24 protein-coding genes, 2 tRNA genes and 1 pseudogene are annotated in these 22,965 nt (G+C 34.0%); 16 read left to right on the plus strand and 11 right to left on the minus strand.

The features are described from left to right. Positions 1-21: 21 nt before the first annotated feature. Both AMQ68_RS16440 and ccoN read right to left on the minus strand, forming a co-directional pair. Positions 22-909 carry a cbb3-type cytochrome c oxidase N-terminal domain-containing protein gene (locus AMQ68_RS16440; protein WP_054511697.1) on the minus strand — a complete coding sequence of 296 codons (888 nt, stop codon included), beginning with the start codon at positions 907-909 and terminating at the stop codon, positions 22-24. Between the two features lie 18 nt (positions 910-927). Next, on the minus strand, positions 928-3,207 hold the full coding sequence (gene ccoN, locus AMQ68_RS16445; protein ID WP_054511698.1) for a cytochrome-c oxidase, cbb3-type subunit I: 2,280 nt from the start codon (positions 3,205-3,207) through the stop codon (positions 928-930). A gap of 190 nt (positions 3,208-3,397) precedes the next feature. Between ccoN and AMQ68_RS16450 the strand changes: the two genes are divergently transcribed. Both AMQ68_RS16450 and AMQ68_RS16455 read left to right on the plus strand, forming a co-directional pair. Beyond that, on the plus strand, positions 3,398-3,694 hold the full coding sequence (locus AMQ68_RS16450; protein ID WP_241775159.1) for a helix-turn-helix domain-containing protein: 297 nt from the start codon (positions 3,398-3,400) through the stop codon (positions 3,692-3,694). Between the two features lie 202 nt (positions 3,695-3,896). Continuing rightward, positions 3,897-4,535: an HdeD family acid-resistance protein gene (locus AMQ68_RS16455; RefSeq protein WP_054511700.1), complete on the plus strand. Its 639-nt coding sequence runs from the start codon at positions 3,897-3,899 to the stop codon at positions 4,533-4,535. Positions 4,536-4,658: 123 nt separating this feature from the next. On the opposite strand, the gene AMQ68_RS16460 is transcribed toward AMQ68_RS16455, so the two are convergent. Further along, complete coding sequence (locus AMQ68_RS16460) at positions 4,659-5,384, minus strand: polysaccharide lyase family 7 protein (RefSeq protein ID WP_082384128.1); 726 nt, start codon at positions 5,382-5,384, stop codon at positions 4,659-4,661. Positions 5,385-5,681: 297 nt separating this feature from the next. Here AMQ68_RS16460 and AMQ68_RS16465 point away from each other — a divergent pair, with 297 nt between their 5' ends. After that, a complete protein-coding gene (locus tag AMQ68_RS16465; protein ID WP_054511702.1) occupies positions 5,682-7,103 on the plus strand; it encodes an amino acid permease in 1,422 nt (473 codons plus the stop codon). A gap of 108 nt (positions 7,104-7,211) precedes the next feature. Here the strand turns inward: AMQ68_RS16465 and AMQ68_RS16470 are convergent. Continuing rightward, a tRNA-Gln gene (locus tag AMQ68_RS16470) sits at positions 7,212-7,282 on the minus strand. A 663-nt stretch (positions 7,283-7,945) separates the two neighbouring features. Between AMQ68_RS16470 and AMQ68_RS16475 the strand changes: the two genes are divergently transcribed. The 6 genes from AMQ68_RS16475 to AMQ68_RS16500 all read left to right on the plus strand — a co-directional run bounded on the left by AMQ68_RS16475 (position 7,946) and on the right by AMQ68_RS16500 (position 11,867). Continuing rightward, positions 7,946-8,305, plus strand: a complete 360-nt coding sequence (locus AMQ68_RS16475) for an exonuclease domain-containing protein (protein WP_123905729.1) — start codon at positions 7,946-7,948, stop codon at positions 8,303-8,305. Beyond that, complete coding sequence (locus tag AMQ68_RS16480; protein ID WP_054511704.1) at positions 8,274-8,513, plus strand: hypothetical protein; 240 nt, start codon at positions 8,274-8,276, stop codon at positions 8,511-8,513. The genes AMQ68_RS16475 and AMQ68_RS16480 overlap by 32 nt, the downstream gene beginning before the upstream one ends. 373 nt (positions 8,514-8,886) lie before the next feature. Then, on the plus strand, positions 8,887-9,705 hold the full coding sequence (locus AMQ68_RS16485) for a DUF5694 domain-containing protein (RefSeq protein ID WP_054511705.1): 819 nt from the start codon (positions 8,887-8,889) through the stop codon (positions 9,703-9,705). A gap of 36 nt (positions 9,706-9,741) precedes the next feature. Next, a complete protein-coding gene (locus AMQ68_RS16490; protein ID WP_054511706.1) occupies positions 9,742-10,449 on the plus strand; it encodes a DUF6090 family protein in 708 nt (235 codons plus the stop codon). A gap of 91 nt (positions 10,450-10,540) precedes the next feature. Then, positions 10,541-10,894 (plus strand): hypothetical protein, encoded by a 354-nt coding sequence (locus tag AMQ68_RS16495; protein ID WP_054509276.1) that lies wholly within the window; start codon positions 10,541-10,543, stop codon positions 10,892-10,894. A gap of 28 nt (positions 10,895-10,922) precedes the next feature. Beyond that, positions 10,923-11,867, plus strand: coding sequence for a transposase (locus AMQ68_RS16500; RefSeq protein ID WP_054509277.1), 945 nt, complete (start codon positions 10,923-10,925; stop codon positions 11,865-11,867). Between the two features lie 153 nt (positions 11,868-12,020). On the opposite strand, the gene AMQ68_RS16505 is transcribed toward AMQ68_RS16500, so the two are convergent. Beyond that, positions 12,021-12,091 (minus strand) — tRNA-Gln (locus AMQ68_RS16505). Between the two features lie 98 nt (positions 12,092-12,189). Here AMQ68_RS16505 and AMQ68_RS16510 point away from each other — a divergent pair. The 5 genes and pseudogenes from AMQ68_RS16510 (at position 12,190) to AMQ68_RS16530 (ending at position 16,168) form a co-directional block, all read left to right on the plus strand. Beyond that, a pseudogene (locus AMQ68_RS16510) lies at positions 12,190-13,211 on the plus strand (AMP-binding protein). Positions 13,212-13,250: 39 nt separating this feature from the next. Then, positions 13,251-13,643: an alternative ribosome rescue aminoacyl-tRNA hydrolase ArfB gene (gene arfB, locus AMQ68_RS16515; protein ID WP_054511707.1), complete on the plus strand. Its 393-nt coding sequence runs from the start codon at positions 13,251-13,253 to the stop codon at positions 13,641-13,643. Positions 13,644-13,985: 342 nt separating this feature from the next. Beyond that, positions 13,986-14,366 (plus strand): GreA/GreB family elongation factor, encoded by a 381-nt coding sequence (locus AMQ68_RS16520; protein ID WP_054511708.1) that lies wholly within the window; start codon positions 13,986-13,988, stop codon positions 14,364-14,366. A gap of 135 nt (positions 14,367-14,501) precedes the next feature. Further along, entirely contained in the window at positions 14,502-15,167 is a 666-nt protein-coding gene (locus AMQ68_RS16525; protein ID WP_054511709.1) for a hypothetical protein, read from the plus strand. A gap of 26 nt (positions 15,168-15,193) precedes the next feature. Further along, positions 15,194-16,168, plus strand: coding sequence for a deoxyhypusine synthase family protein (locus AMQ68_RS16530; RefSeq protein ID WP_054511710.1), 975 nt, complete (start codon positions 15,194-15,196; stop codon positions 16,166-16,168). Between the two features lie 308 nt (positions 16,169-16,476). Here the strand turns inward: AMQ68_RS16530 and AMQ68_RS25435 are convergent, their stop codons facing one another. Further along, the gene (locus tag AMQ68_RS25435) at positions 16,477-16,623 is read right to left on the minus strand and encodes a hypothetical protein (protein ID WP_185113406.1); all 147 of its coding nucleotides are present in this window, start codon (positions 16,621-16,623) and stop codon (positions 16,477-16,479) included. 189 nt (positions 16,624-16,812) lie between these two features. Between AMQ68_RS25435 and AMQ68_RS16535 the strand changes: the two genes are divergently transcribed. Both AMQ68_RS16535 and AMQ68_RS16540 read left to right on the plus strand, forming a co-directional pair. Continuing rightward, positions 16,813-17,109, plus strand: coding sequence for an MGMT family protein (locus AMQ68_RS16535; protein ID WP_054511711.1), 297 nt, complete (start codon positions 16,813-16,815; stop codon positions 17,107-17,109). Between the two features lie 99 nt (positions 17,110-17,208). Then, positions 17,209-18,003 carry an alpha/beta hydrolase gene (locus AMQ68_RS16540; protein WP_054511712.1) on the plus strand — a complete coding sequence of 265 codons (795 nt, stop codon included), beginning with the start codon at positions 17,209-17,211 and terminating at the stop codon, positions 18,001-18,003. A gap of 102 nt (positions 18,004-18,105) precedes the next feature. Here the strand turns inward: AMQ68_RS16540 and AMQ68_RS16545 are convergent, their stop codons facing one another. The 5 genes from AMQ68_RS16545 to htpG form a co-directional block, all read right to left on the minus strand. Next, the gene (locus AMQ68_RS16545; protein WP_054511713.1) at positions 18,106-18,897 is read right to left on the minus strand and encodes a hypothetical protein; all 792 of its coding nucleotides are present in this window, start codon (positions 18,895-18,897) and stop codon (positions 18,106-18,108) included. 3 nt (positions 18,898-18,900) lie between these two features. Beyond that, positions 18,901-19,263 (minus strand): hypothetical protein, encoded by a 363-nt coding sequence (locus tag AMQ68_RS16550; protein ID WP_054511714.1) that lies wholly within the window; start codon positions 19,261-19,263, stop codon positions 18,901-18,903. A 6-nt stretch (positions 19,264-19,269) separates the two neighbouring features. Then, positions 19,270-19,830 (minus strand): LemA family protein, encoded by a 561-nt coding sequence (locus AMQ68_RS16555; protein ID WP_054511715.1) that lies wholly within the window; start codon positions 19,828-19,830, stop codon positions 19,270-19,272. Between the two features lie 12 nt (positions 19,831-19,842). Further along, on the minus strand, positions 19,843-20,922 hold the full coding sequence (locus AMQ68_RS16560) for a hypothetical protein (RefSeq protein WP_054511716.1): 1,080 nt from the start codon (positions 20,920-20,922) through the stop codon (positions 19,843-19,845). A 140-nt stretch (positions 20,923-21,062) separates the two neighbouring features. Continuing rightward, the gene (gene htpG, locus AMQ68_RS16565; protein WP_054511717.1) at positions 21,063-22,955 is read right to left on the minus strand and encodes a molecular chaperone HtpG; all 1,893 of its coding nucleotides are present in this window, start codon (positions 22,953-22,955) and stop codon (positions 21,063-21,065) included. Positions 22,956-22,965: the final 10 nt, after the last annotated feature.

Here is a 22,965-nt window from a genome sequence, read left to right on the forward strand (position 1 = left end):
GCAGGTTTGAGATAATAAATTTTATTCGTTTGTATTTTCCCATTTTACTTCTTCTCCCTGAGGTGAGGCGCCTCCCTGAGCTTCCGTAATGGGGGTTGTTTCCTGATTAATATGGTAAACATAGGCTGCAATTTTTTCGGCATCTCTTCCTGTGATGGTTCCTTCTTTAATGAAAGGCCTCATGGTAGGATTGTTGGGAGATCCGTTTTCAAGCATCCAGAATACGTTTTTAAATAAACTTTTTTCTTTAATGTTGATCCAGTGGCTGTCGGTAAGATTAGGCCCGATTCCTCCTTTTCCACCTTCTGAATGGCAGGTTACGCAGTTGGTTTTAAACAGTTGTTCTCCTTCTGCAATGTTGTCTGCACTGTATTTTGCGGTTTCCAAAGTGATTTGTGGAGCTGTTTTTTCATATTCGGTGATGGATGCCAACATGGTTTTGGTCTCTTTGTTTAGTTCAGCTTCTGGGTGTGCATAATCTGTGAAAGCAAAAGCAAATAAATAGACGACGCAGAAAACACATCCGAACCAGAATAAACCGATCCACCATTTGGGTAAAGAATTATCAAGCTCTGTGATGCCATCAAAACCATGGTCTATCAAAATATCTTTTTCTTCGGTTGCAGATTGCTTTTTAAAGGCCGAATTCCAAAGCTTCTGATAATAAGGAATACTCTTTTCACGCAAATATTCTCTTTTCTCTTCTGCAGATAATCTGCTGAATCTTTCATTTTCCACCAGATCTCCAACGGAATTCATGATGAGAAGTAAAATCGTCGTGATCAATATCAACGCCCAGAAAAAAGGTGAGGTAAGGTATTCTGAATCTTGAGCAAACATTTCGAATGCCATGATCGTTAATCCAATTGTTGCAGCAATGTATATTGAAATGGGGGTTCTCGTTTTCATTGTAATAAAATTTAATGATTACTCTATGCTTGCCGTTTTGATCTCTGTGGTCTTGATATCGGTTCCTAATCTTTGCAGATAGGCGATCATAGCTATAATTTCTCGCTGTTCAAGCGGAACAAATGAAGTTCCCTTGAGTGCTTGATCTTTTTCTACCTGATCTCTTACATCAGTAGCTTCAGAATAAATTCTTTTAACAATAGCTTTGGATTGGTTATTGGCCCATTTTCCTGCAGAATCTATTTGAGCTTTTGTATACGGAACATCAAAACTGTTTTTCATTAATTTCATTTTATCCACCATTTGAGAACGATCAAGCTTATTGGTGATCAGCCAAGGGAAACGCGGCATAATAGAACCTGCAGAAGTAATTCTTGGGTTATACATGTGTTTAAAGTGCCATGAATCCGGATTTCTTTCTCCTTCTCTGTGTAAATCGGGTCCGGTTCTTTTTGATCCCCATAAAAATGGTCGGTCATAAACGAATTCTCCGGCTTTTGAATATTGCCCGTTTTTACCGTCAAACCTCATCACTTCATCACGGAAAGGTCTTATCATTTGTGAGTGACATGAGTTACAACCTTCACGGATGTACAAGTCTCTTCCTTCCAACTCTAAAGGTGAATAAGGTTTTACGGCGGTAATTTCCGGAACGCTTTGTTTAAGAGATAGAGTAGGGACTATTTCTATCAATCCTCCAATTGAAATCACTACAAAAGCTAGTATAGATAATAATTTTGGTGTTCTTTCCAGCCAAAGATGCGCGCCTTCGCCTTCTTTTCTGCTGCTGCCGATATGGGCTAAAGCAGGTGCTTCTGCAGGTACATTTTTTTGGAACGAGCCGGCTTTAATTGTTTTAATAACATTCACAACCATTAAGATGGCTCCTGAAAGATAAAGCAGTCCTCCTACAAATCTCATTTTAAAGTAAGGAATAATGGCGGTGACAGTATCCAACCAGTTTTTCCATAATAAGGTTCCGTCCGGGTTGAATTGTTTCCACATTAATCCTTGCGTAAATCCTGAAATATACATCGGGACAGCGTAGAAAATAATTCCTAACGTTCCCAACCAAAAGTGCCAGTTGGCTAATTTTTTAGACCAAAGTTGGGTTCTCCACATTACTGGAATCAAATAATAGATTACTCCGAAGGCCATAAAACCATTCCATCCAAGGGCGCCTAAGTGAACGTGACCAATAACCCAGTCTGTATAATGTCCTATTTTATTTAATGATTTGGTTGCTAAAAGTGGACCTTCAAAAGTGGCCATCCCATAACAGGTAACGGCTACAACGAAGAACTTAAGGATAGGATTTTCTCTTACTTTATCCCACGCGCCTCTTAAAGTTAAAAGTCCGTTCAGCATTCCTCCCCAGGATGGAGCAATCAGCATGATAGAGAAACCTGTTCCCACCGCCTGAGCCCAAGCCGGTAAAGCGGTATATTGAAGGTGATGCGGACCTGCCCATAAATACACAAAGATCAACGACCAAAAGTGGATAATAGACAGTTTATATGAGAAAACAGGTCTTTCGGCAGCTTTCGGCATAAAATAATACATCAAACCTAAAACCGGAGTCGTTAATACGAATGCAACCGCATTGTGACCATACCACCACTGAACCAAGGCATCTTTTACTCCTGCATACACAGAATATGATTTCCAGCTTGTGAAGGATAACGGAACTTCAAGATTATTAAATATATGGAGCATTGCCACGGCAATCCAGGTTGCAATATAGAACCAAATGGCAACATACAAATGTCTTACTCTTCTTTTCGCAATCGTTCCAAACATGTTGATCCCGAAGATGATCCATGAGAAGGCGATTAATATATCAATAGGCCATTCGTGTTCTGCATATTCTTTAGAAGTATTAATTCCCATTAAAAAGGTAATCACCACCGCTACGATCATTATTTGCCAAGACCAGAAATGTAACCAAGATAGGGTATCGCTGTACATTCTTGTTTTTAATAATCTTTGCATGCTGTAATACGCTCCACAAAAGAATGAGTTACAGACAAAAGCAAAGATCACAGCACTGGTATGCAGCATTCTTATTCTTCCAAATCCCATGGCACCTTGTGTATTAATCAAGCCTTGAATATTTCCTGAAGCCAAACTTTTAATAGTGGTATCATCTGTTCCGAATAAGAACTCAGGTAATTCTGGGTAGAAAAGCATTAAAGCGGCAGTAAGACCGAGTAAAAATCCGACCAAACCAAATACAATAGTAGCATACAAGAATGCTCTGACAATATTATTGTCATAATTAAATCTTTGCGTCTCCATAATTCCAATTGTGTGTACTGAAGTGATATTTTTTCTTTCTTATGGTTTTATTGAGTGAATTTTTAAACCAAATTTTATGATGAAATAAATATCATATAGCGTGAATAATGTTTTGCCAAAGGTATTTATTAACTTTGTTTGAGGCTATTAGATAAACTTCTAAAATATACCGAAAACTACTAAAACAGAAATGATGAAGATATGTGGACAAAACATTAGAAAGATTAGAAGGAGTAAAGATTTTACTCAAGAATACATGGCTTTTGAAATGGGGATTTCGCAAAAAGCCTATTCCGATATTGAAAATTCTAAAGTGAAGATCAATCTTGATATTTTAAACAAAATTTCAGGTATTTTAGACATAAAACCTTCTGATATCTGTAGTATTTCTCACAAATGCGGAACAGGTGATTTTGAAGATAAATACCACGAGCTTCTACAATATATGAAGCAAAATAATATTTCTATTCCAGAAGAGCATTTATAATGGAGGAAAAATAGATGAGTTTTGTACATCTTTATATTATTCATTTGATATTTTGATTATTTTTTCTGGTATTTTCTGTAAATTGGTAACGGTACATATTTCATGTATTCGTGAAAATTACAGATCTGGTCTGTTTGATATTTCAGCGGACAAGCCGAAAACCGCATAACAAAGTAGGCATCATTAAAAAAATCAAATTAGTATGTCAAATTTATTTCAATCCCTTACAAACACGGTTAAACACTGGTATATTCCATTAATCTTTGGAATTATTTTCCTTCTGTGTGGTGTATATGTGTTTACGGTTCCTCTTGCTGTTTATGTAACGCTATCTTTTATTTTCAGTATTTCATTTTTAATTTCAGGAATTACAGAAATTTTCTTTTCACTGCAGAACAGGAAATCTCTGCAAGGATGGGGTTGGTTCTTGGTGAGCGGATTGCTTACCGCAGCAATTGGATTGTATTTGGTGGGTAATCCTCAGATTTCAATGGTTGTTTTACCTTTTGTGATAGGAATTACGTTGCTTTTTCGTTCGTTGCAGTTATTAGGGTTTGCTTTTGATTTAAGAAGTCACAAAATAGCAAGTTGGGGAAATGTAGCATTAACGAGTGCTGGAGGTATTATATTTTCTTTATTGCTTTTGTTTAACCCGATATTCACAGGCTTTTCTTTGGTTACATTAACGGGTATTTCTTTTATCTTCATTGGTGTTTCTTCCATATTGTTGGCGTTTGATTTGAGAAAATTGAAAAATTTCCCGGCGAAGGTAAGTGATGAGTTAAAAGCTAAAATAAAATTATTGCAGGACGAAATTGATGATTTGAGAAAAAGCAAATAAGCATTCTTTAATCAAATGATATATAAAAAGAAGCCTCTGAACTAGAGGTTTCTTTTGTTTTTTAAGGGTAAAAATAGATTGAATCAATACTTTGATTGTAAATCTACTATCTGCTTATCTTTTCTATTTAATCGTAACACTATGCACTGCTACAAGCCCGGAGGTTACAGGTTTTGAATTATCCTGTAAATAATTACCCACTTTAAAATATACAGGTTCAGGATTCCAGCTGTCTCCAAAAGTAAATGTCTGAGATTGATCATTGACTGTAACAGTTACCATATGATCAGATTGTGAAATCGTGTAGCTAAAAACTTGGTTCAAGGGTACATTTTTCAATAATGTAAAGCGTTGCTCTTTGTCATTCACTTCTTTTTTGAAACCTATTTGTAGATCTCCATTATTCCACCATAATTTAGCGGCTTCAGTTCCTTTGGTATGCCCATGTATTTGTCCGATAATGATTTTTCCGGTGCTGGGTTGTTGCAATACCGCTAGTTTTACAGACATTTCATGCTGTCCGGCGAAATGCCATTCATTGATTTCACGCAATTCCGTTCTTGGAAAGTGAGAACCTTTGGTAGTTGTTCCATCCGATGTACAAAATAGATGCATGCTTTGGTCTTTGGGATCCAGGTAGAAATAATTGGAACTGTACTTGGCTAGTTCTTCTCCTTTCTTTTGCGTGATGCTGTTATTTTGCGCAAGAGGAAGTTGGAGCGTAAAGGGCGTTAAATTGAATTTAGTTCCTGGTGCGGTATATTTTTCCTGAGCCTTTACTGCGTTTGTCATCCCTATTAACAGAAGTAAAAGGAATATTGATAGGTAATTTTTAATAATTGTTTTCATAAGATACTACATAATTATGATTTGATCTAAGTGATTGTTAAACAGTGTTTTTTTTTTACTAATTAATAAAAAAAGTTTTAAATGTGCTGTATTTCTTAGCCCATCTATTTTTTATGATTACGCTTTATAAAAATAAGATTTTACTTGAATTTATACAGTATAAAATAAAACTATGATTTATTTTATGAGGGCAAAATATTCATCTCGTATCAATAATACCTACAAGAATCATTCAACTTTGTTTTAGAGAGGGTGGATTCTTGAAGTTTTTATATATTTAGGCAATTAAATTATTCTATGAGCGACGAGCAGAAAACCGAGCAAAACGGGACCTTGGTTAGAGGACTAACCAATCGACACATTCAATTAATTGCCCTTGGAGGCGCTATAGGGACAGGATTGTTTCTTGGAATTGGTCCGGCAGCCGTTTTAGCGGGCCCATCCGTGATTTTAGGATATGCGTTGGCAGGAATTATTGCCTTCTTTATTATGCGCCAATTGGGAGAAATGGTTGTTCAGGAACCTGTTTCGGGTAGTTTTAGTTATTTCGCTTATAAGTATTGGGGTAAATTTCCGGGATTTGCATCCGGTTGGAATTATTGGATTCTTTATATCTTGGTAAGTATGGCCGAGCTTACCGCCATTGGGCATTACATTCATTTTTGGTGGCCTGATATCCCACTTTGGGTTTCGAGTTTATTCTTTTTTATCTTAATTAATGCTTTGAATCTAGCTTCAGTAAAAGTATATGGGGAAACCGAATTCTGGTTTTCAATTATAAAGGTAGTTGCTATTATTGCGATGATCATCTTCGGTATTTACTTATTGATAAGTGGAACTGGAGGGAGTAGTGCAAGTGTGACGAATTTATGGAATGATGGTGGTTTTTTCCCAAAAGGATTATTCAATCACAGTGAAAAAGGATATTCAGGACTCTTTGCAGCAATGGCGATGATCATGTTTTCTTTTGGTGGATTAGAATTGATCGGAATTACGGCTGCAGAAGCTAAAAGTCCTGAGAAAACAATTCCTAAAGCGACGAATCAGGTAATTTATAGAATCTTGATTTTCTATGTAGGAGCGTTGATTATTTTATTCTCATTGAGTCCGTGGAGAGAGATTACAGAAGGGTCAAGTCCGTTTGTAATGGTTTTCCAAAACCTGAACGGGTTGGAGTTTACGATGTTTGGAAAAGTAATTCAATTTAATATACTGATTGCTAATATTCTTAATATAATTGTATTAACAGCGGCTTTATCTGTATATAACAGCAGTGTTTACAGTAATAGCAGAATGCTTTTCGGATTGGCACAACAAGGAAATGCACCGAAGTTTTTACAGAAATTAAATAAAAACCACGTACCTATTAACGCGATTCTTATTTCTTCTTGCTTTGCGGGAATCTGTATTTTAATAAATAAATTTGCTCCGGAAAAAGCATTTGAATATTTAATGGCTTTAGTGGTTTCTACGTTAATTATCAATTGGCTAATGATCTGCTATACCCATTTAATGTTCAGAAGAAGTAAAATTGCAGCAGGAGAGAAAACAAAATTTCCTTCTATATTCTATCCAATATCCAATTATATCTGTATTCTGTTTTTAGTGGCTATTTTGGTATTGATGAGTATTACAGGAATGGAAATTCAGGTGATTTTAATTCCAATATGGGTAGCCTTTCTGTTTGTGATGTATATGTTGTATAAACCTAAAAATTAGGAACTCTCAAATAGAGTAGCTTAAGATTATATAAAGGATGGATTTTTATCTATCCTTTTTTTTGTACCTTTTTTAAACAAAAAAACCACCCTTAAAAAGGATGGTTTGTAGACCCACAGGGATTCGAACCCCAACTGATGGTACCAAAAACCAGAGTGCTACCGTTACACCATGGGTCTGTTTTATTTTGGTGATGCAAATTTACAGCTTTTTTCTTTATCTACAAGGGATTTGATAAAAAAATGCAATATTATTTTAAATAAAACGATAAGTATTTGTTTTTAAGAGTATTAAAATAATGGGGTGTAAAGCTGAAAAATACCTTTAAAAAGGATAGTATAAAGCTATTTTGCCCATTATCGATTATTGGACAATTTGGAAATAGGTAGTTTTACTGTACTTCCTTTGAAAATTCATTTTCGTTTCACATACAATCAAATTCCGATATATTTGATTCAAATGAGTCAACTATAAATTATTCGGTCTGTTTACAAATATCCTACCTAGGCTCTAAACGAAATTTCTAAACCACTTGGATTGGCCAGGCAGCATATTAGCGATATGCTAAAATTCTTGACAATCATACAGATGAAGAAAAAAAATGATAATTAAAAGTATAATAAGATACGCCAATAGATTGCGTAGTAAGAGTATATTTTTGAATATTATAAATATTAAAATAAAAAAAGAAATTATAATCGTTTAATAATCAAATCGTAAAAATAAATTTTAAACTAGCGGCAGAAATAGCTTTACGAAAGTTATATATATATCGGATTGACGTAATGCATTAATTTGAAAAGTTAGTGGCAAGCAAACTTAAAACACCTAAAAACTATAATATGAAATTTTCAAGTGATTTAGTAATTTATGATTTAGAAGGAAGTTGCAAAACTTTTGGAAAAAATGAAATAAATGAAACTAATATAATAGAAATAGGGGCTGTAAAATTAGACAAGAAAACTTTTGAAATAAAAAGCGAATTCTCAATTTTAATAAAACCAAAACATTTTCCAATTCTACCTGAAATCACGGATATTACAAACATTACAAATGAAATGGTTGAAAATGAGAAGTATTTTGATGAAGCAATTCTTCTGTTTTTAGATTGGTACGGAGAAAAAAAAATCTACTTTAGCAGGTTGGGGATTGTACTACGACTTGCCGCTTTTGAGAAAAGAATTTACAGAATTTGGATTTAATTATAATCAATATTTTGTTGGTGGAGGTTTTGACATCAGAGCATTGGGTGTTTATTGGTTAGCAAAAAACAACATCTCTACATCTGGAATTTCATTAGAAAGAGTTTTAGAAAAAATGAATGTAAAAGAAGATTTTAAATTTCATAGGGCATTAGACGATGCAAAAGCAACAGCATTGATATTACAACAAATTCTTAATGAAAAATAATTGCTGTTACTAGCCTTTTTGTGATGAATTGAAAATACGATAATTAAATAGTGCTGCAACAAATTAATCTATTTACGTATGTTGGGCCGAATGTAAAAAAGATTAAAAATTCTGACCCAAAAGCATAATTTCAAATTAATAAAAACCTTCTACCAAAAGCCGTTTCAAGCATTTGCGAATTTTGTAAAGAATTCATCTTTACGTTTCGCAATAAGTTTTATCTTTAGCCAAAAATAAAAACCTTCGAAGTTTGCAACTGTGTGAAGCTCCGAAACGTTGTGTGTCACTATCAAACGATAGAAATAATTGATCAATATCTAGCGGTAATTTGGGAGAACGACAACAATAAAAAACTAATAAACAATCTAAAACAATGACTTTTATTAAAACAATTTCTATCTTTTTAATTACACTTTTATCAATAACAACAATTTTTGGACAAGAATCTAAACATAAAACTAAGATCTTACTGATCGGGACCATTCACTTTGAAACGCCTCATTTAGATAAATATGAATTAAAAACTGACAATTTTTTAGCTCCGAAAAGACAGAAGGAGCTGGAAGAATTGATTGGGTTTTTAAAACGAACGAATGCTGATAAAGTGATGATAGAAAAACCATTTAATCAACAAAAGCAAACTGATAGTTTGTATAATGCATATTCCCAAAACAGGTATACATTAACAGTTTCTGAAAGAGAACAAATTGGTTTTAGATTAGCTAAAAAATTAAATTTAAAAAAGATCAATTGTGTAGATGAATTTTACGGAATGAAACATGATAGTTTAGTTTCTGTAACTGCTAAAGAAAAAAATCAGCTATATATATTAAATGAATTAAGTAGTACCGCGAATAACTTTATGCTTGAAATAGATAATGTAACAAAGCGAAATTCAATTACAGAAATACTAAAGTATATTAACACAAAAGAACTTTTGCAGAAAAACTTATCATTGTACTTAAAATATTATGCAAAAATTGGTGCTGGAGAGAATTATATTGGTGCGGAATCAGTTTCTGATTGGTATTTGAGAAATTTAGCAATTTATTCTAATGTAATAACACAAATAGATGCAAAAGATAAATACGTTATCCTGATATTTGGACAAGGACATATTCCTATATTAAAACACCTGCTAGAAAATAATGACGACTTTGAAGTCGTTGAAGTAAATAGCGTACTAAAATAAACTGCCACCAATAGCTAGAGTTAAAATTACAAAACTATGCAAGACGAAATCATAAAACACTCAAAAAAAATACAATCTGCTATGAACAATAAAGAACATTCATTTAAAGAAAAAATAAAAGAAGTACTTACTGAAATTTTCATTATTGTATTTGCTGTAACCCTTTCAATTTGGTTACACAGTTGGAGTGAACACAGGCATCAACAAGAAGAAGCATCCGTGTTTCTTGGTAATTTAAAGAATGATTTAAAGAATGATATTAAAAATATCGACATTGAAAAGAAAGCATACCAAGATTCAAACATAGGGTATGAGAAAATTTTATCATTAACCGCTCCCCAACTTGACAGTATTTATAAGTCTAAAAATAAAGTTGATTTCCCAATTTATTCACATGGACCAAAAATGAATATTGGTAATTATGAAGGTTTTAAGTCAAGTGGTAAAATTGGCTACATTGAAGACGAAAAATTAAAACAGAACATCTTAAATTATTACCAAATATTTGTACCGGCTGTTAGCGAAGTTGATAAAATGTACAATGATTTTTTGTTTAAGAGTTTTGATAAAATGATAGAAAATGCAGATAAACCAGAAGAAAAATTATATTCAGACCCAAAATTTAAGAAGACAGTCGAATTTCTTGTCAAATTAGGTAAGAATAATATAAGGGTTTATGACCAAAATACAAAACCTAGAGCAACTGAACTCATTAAAGCAATTGAAAAAGAGATGAATAAATAAAATGGCACACAACCGCCGTTTGCCAATGTGGTGGGTTTAGAGGATCAGTTCCAAAACTTGGGGAGAAAATAAAAAATGATATTTTTGTAGTATGTTAAATGATGCCGAACTGCTTAAATTATTTTTACCTGAACTCTTGATTGAATATTTTGAGATTGTAAAATTTGAAGAGGAAAACAAAATTCTACATATTTACTTTGAAGAAAAAAATACAGTTCCAAAAGAATTTTCTTCGCTCATATTACAGTCAAAAGGTTTTGTTCCTGAAATTATGGTAGATGATTTTCCTCTCCGCGGAAAAACAGTGAAGCTCCACATCAGACGTAGAAGGTGGACTGATACTAAAACAGGAAACATCATTCAAAGAGATTGGAATCTTATTGCCAAAGGAACCCGCATGACACAAGATTTTGCAGAGTTCTTAAAAAAAATCAGCAGATACTAAAGCGCTTCCCTGTAAAACCATTGGTGAGATGTACGGCGTAGATGGTAGAAAATTCCAAAGACAGTACAAACAAAGCATCAGTAATTTTAAAGATTGGGAACAAAAATCGCATGCAGAAGATTGGATTCTCTACCCTGAAAACCTCTCCGAGCAGCTTTCCTTGGACGAAGTTGCCCTTTCTGATGGAGAACTGTACAGTGTTCTCACTTCCAAAAAAGCAAAAGGCAAAAAAGGTTCTCTTGTAGCTGTAATCAAAGGTACAAAAAGCAATATCATAGCTGAATATATTTTAAAAATCAGCAGAAGGTCGAGAATGAGAGTGAAAGAAATAACACTCGATATGGCTGGTTCTATGAAACTCATCGCCAAAAGATGTTTCCCCAAAGCAATACAGGTTATCGACCGTTTCCATGTTCAGAAATTAGCCATAGAAGCGTTGCAGGACATCAGGGTAAGCCATCGTTGGGAAGCTATTGAACAAGAAAATAATCTTTTGTTGGAAGCAAAGCAAAAGAAAGAAAATCTCCAAATTGAAATTTTCCTAAACGGTGACACTCGAAAGCAACTTTTGGCAAGAAGTAGATATTTACTTTATAAAACCAGAGAAAAGTGGACTCCATCACAAAAACAGAGGGCGAAAATCTTGTTCTCAGAGTATCCAGATTTAGAAAAAGCGTACAATTTATCAGATGGGCTCAGGAAAATCTATAATCAAAACATTGAAAAACCAGTAGCCATGTTAAAGTTAGCCCATTGGTTTAAAGATGTGGAAGAATCCGGATTTAAATCCTTCAATACCTTAACTAGGACAATTATATTAAACTATGATGGTATTCTCAATTATTTTAATGCTCGTAGCACGAATGCTGCAGCTGAGTCTTTCAATGCCAAAATAAAAAACTTCAGATTACAACTTAGAGGTGTGCGAGATAAATCGTTTTTCCTATTTAGATTATCTAAACTTTTTGCCTAGTCCCCAACTTTTGGTATTGATCCGGTTTAGACTTTCTTGATCCGCCACATCGCCATTGATAAAAGTGATCCTATAAAATGGGAACTTGAAACAATGAGCTGCCTCAAAAAGAAAACAGGAGAAACGATAATAATCATTTCTCCTGATAATATGTAGACCCACAGGGATTCGAACCCCAACTGATGGTACCAAAAACCAGAGTGCTACCGTTACACCATGGGTCTGTTATATTTTGGTGATGCAAATTTACAGCTTTTTTCATTATTTGCAAGAACTTTTTAAAGTTTTTTTTAAATTTACATAACTTTTTAAGGCGGTAAACATGGTGATAGACTTCAATAATCTCATAATTAATAATTTACATTCGCGAACGGAATTTGAAAAAAAAGTGATTTTTTTTTAGAGGACTGGTTATCGGATGCTGAAACAGTAAAAGTTCAGACTTCAGGTTCTACAGGGGTTCCGAAGCTTTTTGATATTGAAAAGAAAAAGATGATCAATTCTGCGGTGATGACCTGCAACTTTTTAGATTTAAAAGAAGAGAATACAGCATTGCTATGTCTTCCAGTGGAATATATTTCAGGAAAAATGATGATGGTGCGATCTTTTGAACGTAAAATGAAATTGATAATAGCTGATCCATCTTTAAAACCACTTGAAAATTTAGAAGAAGAAATAGCTTTCTGCGCCATGACTCCTTTACAGGTTGAAAATTCACTGGATAAACTTCATTTCATTAAAAATCTAATCATTGGCGGTGCTTCAGTCTCCGAAAATCTGAAACATAAAATTTTTCAGGCTCTCAAACTTTCAAATGCTCAAACTCAAATCTTTGAAACGTATGGAATGTCGGAGACACTTTCTCATATTGCCCTAAAGCAATTGGTTCCACAAGCAGAAGAGTACTTTACAGCCTTTGAAAATGTTTCTGTTACCAAAGATGAAAGAGGTTGTTTGAGGATATGGGCACCTAATGTAAATGCTGAGATATTGGAAACTAATGACTTAGTTGAGATTAAGGATGGAAATAAGTTTAGGTTTTTAGGGCGAATAGATAATGTAATTAATTCTGGAGGCGCAAAAATTTTCCCTGAAGAATTGGAAGCCTTGGTTAAAAAAGAAATTCCGAATGAAGTTGTATTTTTAGGACTGAATGATGAACGTTTGGGACAAAAATTAGTGTTGGTTATTGAAGGAGAAAAGTTGAAGGGTATCATTGAAAAAATAGGGAATATTTCATTTGATAAAAAATTCCACAAACCGAAAGAAATTATTTTTATAGATACAATTCCAAGAACACCAAACGGAAAAGTGAATAGAACAGAATTAAAAAACATATTGTAAAGTCTTTTATCTTTACCCTTTAATCCAATGATCTTAAAAATGAAAGATTTTTCAAAAGAACTCAATTTTAAAACTTCCCGCAGCAGTGGGGCAGGAGGGCAGAACGTTAATAAAGTTGAAACTGCTGTAACGGTACTTTGGAAAGTTTCGGAATCTGAATTTTTTAATGAAAGGCAAAAAGCATTAATTCAGGAAAAACTAAAAAACAGAATCAATCTGGAAGGATTTTTATTCTTAACCGTATCTGAAAGCAGAACCCAATTAATGAACAAAAATAAAGCGATTGAAAAAATTATAGACATCGTGAATAAAGCTTTAATTGTTCCGAAAACAAGAATCGCGACAAAGCCTTCCCGAGCGAAAAAAGAAAAAAGACTTGATACCAAAAAGAAAATGTCTGAAAAGAAAGAAAACAGAAAGTTCAAATATTAATCAAAGGATAGAAATGGTATTTCTTTGTTTTATAGAAACATATTTGCTATCTTAGTAAAAATTCAAGCAGTAACAATATGACAACAGCAATTTCTCTTTCTACGAAAAGCCATTTTTCCGGGCTTTTGTTGTCGTTACTTTATTTGCATACAGATTCATTTTTAAAAAGTTCTAAGGACTTTATCAATTAAGCCCTGTCAGATCCAAGGCGGGGGAGATTTCCAAGTTTATTTATCGTTTACATGTAATTTTTCATAGGAGAAATGGCAAAATAATTCACACAGTTTTCTATGTTGGATCACTAAAAAATGCATGTTATTTAATCTTGTTAATAAAATAAATATGTCAGATAACATTATTGTAACTACCGGAATATATGATGCTATAAAAGATCATTTAAGAAGAAAAAAAGTAAGTAAGAATGAGGAAAACAGATTGACTGGAGAGCTTAGAAAAGCTAAACAGGTTTTAAGAAGAGATCTGCCTTCCGATGTTGTGACTGTTGATCGAAAAGTGACAATCAAAGACCATACGCAAGATTTCGAACACGAATATGTTTTTGTATCAACAACCAAAGCTAAACCTAAAAAAAATAAATATTCTATCCTTTCCGATATTGCATTAGCAACAGTTGGATATAAAGTGGGAGATGTAATTGAGTGGCCTTTTAAAGAAGGCGAAAGAAAAATTGAAATTCTAAAAGTAGAAACTTTCAAAGAATAATTTTAGTGATACCTTGTTGGATTAAAGAAAAGTACAGCCCTATAAGCTGTACTTTTTGAATGTTTTAAAGCCACTGAAACGATCTGTAGTAGCGGTTTTTAAATAAAAATGGTACTTTTGCAAAAAATTAAAATAATGATTAAAAAACTAATAACGCTAGGAGTGTTTTCAATTTCTTTACTTTCTTTTGCTCAACAAACAGAAAATAAAGCACCAAAAATAACAATTATTCCTTCTGTAGGATATGCATGGAGAACGGCTAAAACAGCGTCAGGATTATCAAAAGCAGAGCAGGATTATGTAAAAGGATTGAAAAGCGGAGTTAATTTCGATATTTCAGCTTATTATCATTTAAAAAATATCGTAGCCATTGGAGTAAAATATTCTAATTACAGTGCATCAAGTGACGGTTTTCTTTTAGGATATGGACAAAACGGAATGCCTATGTCTATTCCTGTTACTACGAAAGACCACATCTCTTTCTTTGGTCCTGCGGTAATGATCTCTAACTTTAGCGAGGCAACGAGACACAAAATGTATTTGGATATGGGATTGGGAGTAATTTCATACACCACAAAAACAGGAAATGTAAAAGGAACAGGTTCTAACCTGGGAGCAGAAATTAATTTTGCCTACCAATACCAGGTTTCCAAAAACTTTTTAATTGGTCCAAAATTGGGAATGACAGCTGGAACACTAAACAAAATGAAGATTGACGGAAGAACAATTGAGTTTGGTGATGATCAAAAAGAAGGCTTGCACAGAGTTTCTTTAAGTGCTGCCGCTACATTCCGTTTTTAAGTTTTATCTTTGCAAAAATCAAAATAATGAGCAAACCGATTACTGAATTTATAGAGAAATATTACCTGCACTTCAATGCAGCTGCATTGGTAGACGCATCTAAAGGGTATGTTGCACATCTTAAAGATGGTGGAAAAATGATGATTACTTTGGCGGGGGCAATGTCAACTGCTGAATTAGGGAAGATTCTTGCTGAAATGATCCGTCAGGGAAAAGTAGATTTTATCTCTTGTACCGGGGCGAATCTTGAAGAAGATCTAATGAATTTGGTGGCACATTCTCACTACGAAAGAGTTCCGCATTACAGAGATCTTACTGCTCAGGACGAGTGGGCTCTTTTAGAAAGAGGTCTAAACAGAGTTACAGATACTTGTATTCCTGAAGAAGAAGCTTTCAGAAGATTGCAGAAACACATCGTTGAGATCTGGAAAGATGCTGAAGCGAAAGGAGAAAGATATTTCCCGCATGAATATATGTATAAAATGATCCTTTCAGGAGTGTTGGAGCAGTATTACGAAATCCCTAGAGAAAACTCTTGGATGATCGCTGCTGCAGAAGCAAATTTACCAATTGTAGTTCCGGGATGGGAAGATTCAACAATGGGTAACATCTTCACTTCTTATTGTATCAAAGGAGAATTACAGTTTTCTACAATGAAATCAGGTATTGAATATATGGCTTATTTGGCTGATTGGTACACTAAAAACTCAGGTGGAAAAGGAGTAGGATTCTTCCAAATTGGTGGAGGTATCGCAGGAGATTTCCCAATCTGTGTGGTTCCAATGTTGTATCAGGATATGGAAATGCACGACATTCCGTTCTGGTCTTATTTCTGTCAGATTTCTGATTCTACGACGTCTTACGGTTCGTACTCAGGAGCTGTTCCAAATGAGAAAATCACTTGGGGTAAATTAGATATCACAACACCGAAATATATCGTTGAAAGTGATGCAACTATTTGTGCACCATTGATGTTCTCTTACATCTTAGAGAATTCTTAAGAAATAATTCATCCATTTGTCAGTCTGGCGAAGGAAGAATCTCATATATAAACGCTTCAATTTTTTGGAGCGTTTTTTTATTTTTATTAACCTCAGATTTTCACGAATTACACAAATATTTGTGTAATTCGTGAAAAATTATTTGTGAAATTTGTGTTTAAATAAACAGCATCAAAGGAAAAATATGGGCGTGCCCCTCTCCAAAGCTAAACCCAAATCTCGGGTCGGGCTTCTCCGGGCTCCACTTCGTTTCGGTACTTTGCACTGCTCGCTTCGTTCGCACCCTCCATATCCCTCACGCAAAACTGTCAGTCCAAAGAATTAGTCAGCACGAAATAACGATACGCCAAAATCCCTTTCTGAACTTTAGTCAATGTATTCGGATCTTTATCACTCAATTTCGGTAAAACAGCTTTATTGATTTTGTTTACGAGTTTAAAAAATGATTTTTTCATAACTTTATATTTTAATGAGAAACACCATTGAAGCAAGTGAAGTTCAAAAATGATGCAAAACAAGATCATTTAGTGAATTTTGCTAAGTGAAACACCTTTGCGAACGAAAAATATTTTCAAACATTTCAAAAAAAACTTTGCGATCTTTGCGTTAAAAATAGGTAAGCGTTTTAAAATAAAAACAAAAAAATGGACGAAATATTCAAACAACAAGTCTGGGAAATAACCAAACTGGTTCCCAAAGGAAGAGTAACAAGCTACGGAGCGATTGCAAAAGCAGTCGGTTACCCTAATCATTCCCGCCATGTAGGAAAGGCAATGGGAGGTTGTCCTAAGGATGTTCCTGCGCATCGGGTAATTTCAAGTTCAGGAGCTTTATCCGTTCCGGAATTTCAAGTCAAATTAGAAGCAGAAGGAATCGAGGTGGAGAATTTCAGAATTAAAAATTTCAAGAAACTTTTTTGGAATCCTTTGGATGAATTATAGGATTCCTACCGTTCAGTACATAAAAAATACAGCTGAGTCGCTTTTTTTGGTAAGGCTTATTCGAAGGGTTTAGTTTTGTCTCATAAAATTAATTAAACCATGAAAACAAAACTGTTATTTACTGTACTTTTCTTACTTACAGTTTGCTTATCTAAAGCTCAAATGGACGATAAATTTTACCAGCCGAGTAAAGAAATGAAGCTGTTAGAATTTTCAAATCCAACATTTATTGCGTTTCCTGTAGATAATGATACGATTACCGCAGTAGTCGTAAAGCCTCAAACTAATAATATAAAGAAGACGATTCTGTTTTTTCACGGGGCCAATGGAAATATTTCAACCTATCAATATATTACAAAGCCTTTAGTGGATAATGGTTTTCAAGTGGTAATGATAGATTTTAGAGGATATGGGAAATCAACAGGAAAACCTACTCATGTGAATGTAGCTGCAGATGGACAAAAGATATTTGACTTCTTACTAAGCAAACCAGAGATCAAGAACACTAAAGTATATATTTACGGAGCTTCACTGGGTTCTCAGATTGCTACTCATTTGGCAAGAGAAAATAAAGATAAAATATCAGGATTAATCATAGATGGTGGAATGTCATCTTTTGCAGACATTGCGGCAGTTCATGCTCCGCAGTACAAAGATTTTATCAACCAGATGTTACAAAACGTGTACGCTGCAAAAGAAGATGTGAAATTTACACAAGGCCTTCCTAAGCTATTTATCTATAGTAAGAATGATACCACAATTCCTTTTTCTCAAGGACAGGAATTTTTTAAAAATGCTTCAGAACCTAAACTTTTTCTTGAAAATAAGGCTGAGCATATTCAAGGTTTAAAAGATGAGCCCAAGGAAATTCTAAAAGCGATTGACAATTTATAGAAATCGAGTAGTATAAAAATTTGAAGGCGGCTTTTAGTCGTCTTTATCTATTGGATAATATCAACTAGATTGAGAATTCAAAAGAGCTGATTTCACCATATTTTATTTTGGATTCTTCTTGCTGAACTTTAAGATTCTTGTTTTGATGACCTTGGATCTTCTGTTACTTTGCATGAAATCTTCTTTTTCGAAAAGTGTTTTGCAATATCCTATCAAGGCCGGAATAAGAAGGGTGACAAATAAACTACAGATTCCTAACGCCCAAATGGGCATATCGTCTTTTCTTCCCTGGAAATATTCCCACATTACCCAAGAAAGTATGATGATGAAAAATAGCATAGCCCCGGGAAAAACAACATATATTACAAACCCCATAATAATCGCTCCGATAAATGAAATGTCACGATTGAGAGCATACATTGTAATTCCAATAATGGCAATCGTGAAGATGAAAAAGAAGATAAGAACCAGCGATACAATGAGTTTTTGCTCCCAGAAACTCATGTTTTTGATGTATTTATCCCCTTCTTTATAAGAGACTTTTATGGTTTTTCCAATTTCTATAGGATGGCTTGCTCCGTAGCCAATTGATTTTTGAATGGTTTGGTTTTGGTCATTTTTAAACTCTACAATAGCAATAGGTACCGGATCTGATTCTGAATCTCCATCGGTATATTCATATCTTACGACCTTAGCATCATATTTTTTCTCAAAGAAATAAGCGTAGGTTGATTGACCAACAATTCCGGCTAAGAAAAAGAACATTCCTGAAATAAAAAGGATCGCAAGGGTGGGCAAAATAAGTCCGGTTATCGAAATACTTGCTCCTTTTTTTTTCTTTTTGATGACAAGCAGAATGATAATAATGGCCGTAAAAATTAAAGTATACCACATCGTTTAAGATTTATTAGCATTAAAATTTTTCATTTTTGAAACTTCTTTCATAAAATTGATGCATTCCCGTTGGTTAAGTAGCGTAAATATTGAAACGAAAAATAGGATAATAAGGTAAATAAGTGCGAGTTTCAGCTTTTCGGTTTCCAGAAATGCAGAGAAAAATAGGATGGGCATAAATAGTAAAATCGACAGTCCGTAAGTCAAAAAAACATATTGCACAATGTTTTTTAAGAACGTAATTTTCCTAACAATACTGTATAAAACAAAAAGTCCGATCGTAACCACTGGAAAACCAATAGCCATTGTTCCCCAAAATTTTCGGGAGTTTACGAAGTCTCCTATAATGCCTAAATCTATGACCATGTTTATTTAATTGTAAAGTTTAACACCGTTATATTCTATTTCTTTCTCTGAAAACTCCAGCATTTTCATTTTTTGATACCTCATTATTTTTGCAAACAATACATCCGGAAAAACTTGAATTCCGGTATTGTATAAATTGATTGAATCGTTAAAATATTCACGACGGTCAGCGATCATATTTTCCAGATCACTTAATCTTTTCTGGAGCTCCAAATAAGATTGTGACGCTTTTATTTCAGGATAACTTTCGATAGAAATTAGAAGAGATTTGATTCCTCCGTTAATGCCTTGTGCAATTTTTATTTTATTGTCTGTATTTTCTGATTGTAGATATTGACTCCGAAGGGCAACAAGCTCCTTCAGGGTTGTGTTTTCATACAGTGCAGTTGCTTTTACAACACGAACCAAATTGGGAACTTCATCTGCCCGCTGTTTCAGCATAACATCAATATTGGAGAATGCTTTGTCTACGTTGTTTCTAAGGATTACAATCTGGTTATAAGATTTTACCAGAAACGAAACAACAGCAACAATCACAATGATGAAAATAAGTAATGGAATAAGCATTGTTTATTAGTTTTATTTAAAGATATCAAAAGGGTTTTTAGAAAAGTTTTCTTTCCAGTTTACTGATTCGAAAATAAGTTTAGTTCCACTGGCTTTTACAGGAATCAATATAATAAAAGCTGAAAAAAGAGCAATGCATAATAAAGTAGCGACGGCTTTTAATTTTAAAGGCCTCCATTTATTAGCAAAATTAACCCATTGTAAAGGAGCCATCCCGAAAAGCTTTTTATTGTCATCATATCTGAAAATCGTTTTTGCATCTTCATAAAAAGCTTGCCCGATCATCAGAATCTCCGTTTTTTCATCTAAAATATATTCGCGATACCGTTGGTTTCCGGCTTCTATTTCTGTGGTGGGCCAGAAGCTTATCCATTCTATTTTGTCGGGTACCACTTCAATACTTCCAGAATCATCTTGCAGTAAAAAATTATTGAAGCCTATTTTTCGTTTAATTTCACGATATGATTTGCTTGTTTTTCCGTCGTCATCTCTAGATTCGGTAATTTCGTCTACCGTATAAATATATCCGACACATTTTGTCGTGCTGTAAGATGAAAATACAGGTTCTATGGCTTTTGCCTTTCCACAAATTTCTGCTAAACCTATGGCAACACTTTTAATTTTAGACGTTGGAAGGTTTCTTTGGTAAAAGAAAAATCTATTTTTATTACTGGGTAAAATAGAACTGAGAATGATGATAAAGAAAATTATAAAAATAGAGTAGATCCCAAAATAAAAAAATCCCAGGTAAACGAAAAGGATTCCAAAACCACCTAAAATAATTTTCCAGATAGGCTTTTTCTCTTGTCTTGCTTTTTTGAAAGAATCAACAATACTTTCTATTCCTTTCATGATCATAGCGATAATTGCTAATACAAAAACGGAAATAAAAAGTCCGATAAATATAAATCCTGATTGGTGAGGAAAGAAATAATATCCTAAAGCAATAATCAAAGGATCAATGATAAACATGATCCACGTTGGTTTGATCTTGAGCTCTAGTAATGCTGTCAGAATAACAGTGTGAAAAAGTGCAATACCCAAACTAAAAAACATCAGAAAAGGAAGCATCTGGATCGTAATCTCAAACATTTGTAAATTGGTGTGTTTTGCAAATGTAAGATTTTTAAAATTACTTAATCATGCTAAAAAAGGTGATGAGTAATGAGGTGTATATAAAAAGTTTCGGGGTCGACAAAGTCGACCCCGAAACCACAATATAATTAATTAAACTATTTTTCTAGTTGCTTATAGCTTCTCTGGATAAAATCAGTAAGATCTTTTCCTTTCAATAAATTTTGAGAAAGTTTAGCTAAATCTAAAGCATGCTTTACCAATCCTTCTTTTTCTTCTGCATTTTCAGTTTTTAAGATCTGGTTAGCAAATTCACTGTTAGAGTTTACGACAAGGTTGTACATTTCAGGAAGGTTACCCATTCCAAACATTCCGCCGCCGCCAGTTGCCTGCATATCTTTCATTCTTCTTATAAACTCGGGCTGAGTAATGGTGAATGGAGCATCATTACTGTCTAGATCCTCTAACTGAACCGTGAATTTTGAGTCTTTAACAGCCTCTTCAACATTCTTTTTTAAAGATTCTTTTTCAGTATCATTTAATTTAGAAATAGTAGGCTCGTCTTTTTTGATCAGATTATTTACATGATCTGCATCTACTCTTGCAAATGAGATTTTCTCTTTAGAAGTTTCCAGTTTCTGGATCACGTGAGGAATGATATGAGAATCTAAAAGAAGAACTTCGTATCCTTTATCTTTTGCAGACTGAATGTAGCTGTGCTGCTCATCAGCATTAGAAGCATAAAGAATGATTAAATTACCATCTTTATCCGTTTGTGTCGGCTTTAATTTCTCTTCTAATTCACTCCAAAGGAAATATTTTCCGTCAGTTGTAGGATATAAAGTGAACTTGTCTGCCTTTTCTGCAAATTTCTCTTCAGTAACAATTCCGTATTCGATAACGATTTTAATGTCATTCCATTTTTGCTCGTAATCTGCACGGTTTTCGTTAATTAAAGAAGCCATTTTGTCGGCTACTTTTTTAGTGATGTAAGAAGAAATTTTCTTTACAGCACCATCAGCCTGAAGGTAAGAACGAGAAACGTTCAATGGAATATCCGGAGAATCAATAACACCACGAAGAAGCATCAAGAAATCTGGAACGATACCTTTTACTTCATCCGTTACATATACTTGGTTTTGGTATAATTGAATTTTATCTTTCTCGATATTTAAATTGTTGCTCAATTTAGGGAAGAATAAAATTCCTGTTAAGTTGAAAGGATAATCTACATTCAAGTGAATATTGAATAAAGGCTCCTCAAACTGCATCGGGTACAACTCATGATAGAATGTCATGTAATCTTCACTCGTCAAATCACTTGGAGCAACCGTCCATGCCGGTGTTGGGTTGTTGATAATATTATCTACTTCCTCAGTTTCTGCAACAGCGTCTTCCGGAGCATCCTCAGGTAAAGGTAACGTATGTGTTTTTGTTCCGAACTTAATAGGAACAGGCATGAATTTATTATACTTTAATAACAGTTCACGGATTTTTGCTTCTTCTAAAAATTCTAATGAATCTTCTGCAATATGAAGAATGATTTCAGTTCCTCTATCCGTTTTATCTGTTGTTTCTTCAAGAGTGAATTCCGGGCTTCCGTCACAGATCCAACGAACTGCTGGTTCATCTTTGTAAGATTTAGTTAAGATTTCCACTTTCTCAGCCACCATAAACGCAGAGTAAAACCCTAGTCCGAAATGACCGATAATTCCTGAATCTTTTGCAGTGTCTTTATATTTTTCCAAAAACTCTTCAGCTCCTGAAAAAGCAACCTGATTGATGTATTTTTCAACTTCTTCTGCAGTCATCCCAATTCCTTGGTCGATGATGCGAAGTGTTTTTTGTTCTTTATCAATTTTCACTTCAAGCTTCGGATTTCCGTACTCTACTTTCGCTTCGCCGATACTTGTTAAATGTTTTAATTTTAAAGTAGCATCCGTTGCATTAGAGATGAGCTCTCTCAAGAATATTTCGTGATCACTGTAAAGAAATTTTTTGATAAGCGGGAAAATGTTTTCCACAGACACATTAATATTTCCTTTAGTCATAATAATTTAG

Source organism: Chryseobacterium sp. ERMR1:04 (assembly GCF_001297705.1).
Taxonomy (GTDB): Bacteria; Bacteroidota; Bacteroidia; order Flavobacteriales; family Weeksellaceae; genus Chryseobacterium.

Coding starts and splice junctions, on each gene's coding strand:
- AMQ68_RS16440 (WP_054511697.1), bottom strand. CDS start 909: ATGAAAACGAGAACCCCCATTTCAATATACATTGCTGCAACAATTGGA.
- ccoN (WP_054511698.1), bottom strand. CDS start 3,207: ATGGAGACGCAAAGATTTAATTATGACAATAATATTGTCAGAGCATTC.
- AMQ68_RS16450 (WP_241775159.1), top strand. CDS start 3,398: ATGATGAAGATATGTGGACAAAACATTAGAAAGATTAGAAGGAGTAAA.
- AMQ68_RS16455 (WP_054511700.1), top strand. CDS start 3,897: ATGTCAAATTTATTTCAATCCCTTACAAACACGGTTAAACACTGGTAT.
- AMQ68_RS16460 (WP_082384128.1), bottom strand. CDS start 5,384: ATGAAAACAATTATTAAAAATTACCTATCAATATTCCTTTTACTTCTG.
- AMQ68_RS16465 (WP_054511702.1), top strand. CDS start 5,682: ATGAGCGACGAGCAGAAAACCGAGCAAAACGGGACCTTGGTTAGAGGA.
- AMQ68_RS16475 (WP_123905729.1), top strand. CDS start 7,946: ATGAAATTTTCAAGTGATTTAGTAATTTATGATTTAGAAGGAAGTTGC.
- AMQ68_RS16485 (WP_054511705.1), top strand. CDS start 8,887: ATGACTTTTATTAAAACAATTTCTATCTTTTTAATTACACTTTTATCA.
- AMQ68_RS16490 (WP_054511706.1), top strand. CDS start 9,742: ATGCAAGACGAAATCATAAAACACTCAAAAAAAATACAATCTGCTATG.
- AMQ68_RS16495 (WP_054509276.1), top strand. CDS start 10,541: ATGTTAAATGATGCCGAACTGCTTAAATTATTTTTACCTGAACTCTTG.
- AMQ68_RS16500 (WP_054509277.1), top strand. CDS start 10,923: ATGTACGGCGTAGATGGTAGAAAATTCCAAAGACAGTACAAACAAAGC.
- arfB (WP_054511707.1), top strand. CDS start 13,251: ATGAAAGATTTTTCAAAAGAACTCAATTTTAAAACTTCCCGCAGCAGT.
- AMQ68_RS16520 (WP_054511708.1), top strand. CDS start 13,986: ATGTCAGATAACATTATTGTAACTACCGGAATATATGATGCTATAAAA.
- AMQ68_RS16525 (WP_054511709.1), top strand. CDS start 14,502: ATGATTAAAAAACTAATAACGCTAGGAGTGTTTTCAATTTCTTTACTT.
- AMQ68_RS16530 (WP_054511710.1), top strand. CDS start 15,194: ATGAGCAAACCGATTACTGAATTTATAGAGAAATATTACCTGCACTTC.
- AMQ68_RS25435 (WP_185113406.1), bottom strand. CDS start 16,623: ATGAAAAAATCATTTTTTAAACTCGTAAACAAAATCAATAAAGCTGTT.
- AMQ68_RS16535 (WP_054511711.1), top strand. CDS start 16,813: ATGGACGAAATATTCAAACAACAAGTCTGGGAAATAACCAAACTGGTT.
- AMQ68_RS16540 (WP_054511712.1), top strand. CDS start 17,209: ATGAAAACAAAACTGTTATTTACTGTACTTTTCTTACTTACAGTTTGC.
- AMQ68_RS16545 (WP_054511713.1), bottom strand. CDS start 18,897: ATGTGGTATACTTTAATTTTTACGGCCATTATTATCATTCTGCTTGTC.
- AMQ68_RS16550 (WP_054511714.1), bottom strand. CDS start 19,263: ATGGTCATAGATTTAGGCATTATAGGAGACTTCGTAAACTCCCGAAAA.
- AMQ68_RS16555 (WP_054511715.1), bottom strand. CDS start 19,830: ATGCTTATTCCATTACTTATTTTCATCATTGTGATTGTTGCTGTTGTT.
- AMQ68_RS16560 (WP_054511716.1), bottom strand. CDS start 20,922: ATGTTTGAGATTACGATCCAGATGCTTCCTTTTCTGATGTTTTTTAGT.
- htpG (WP_054511717.1), bottom strand. CDS start 22,955: ATGACTAAAGGAAATATTAATGTGTCTGTGGAAAACATTTTCCCGCTT.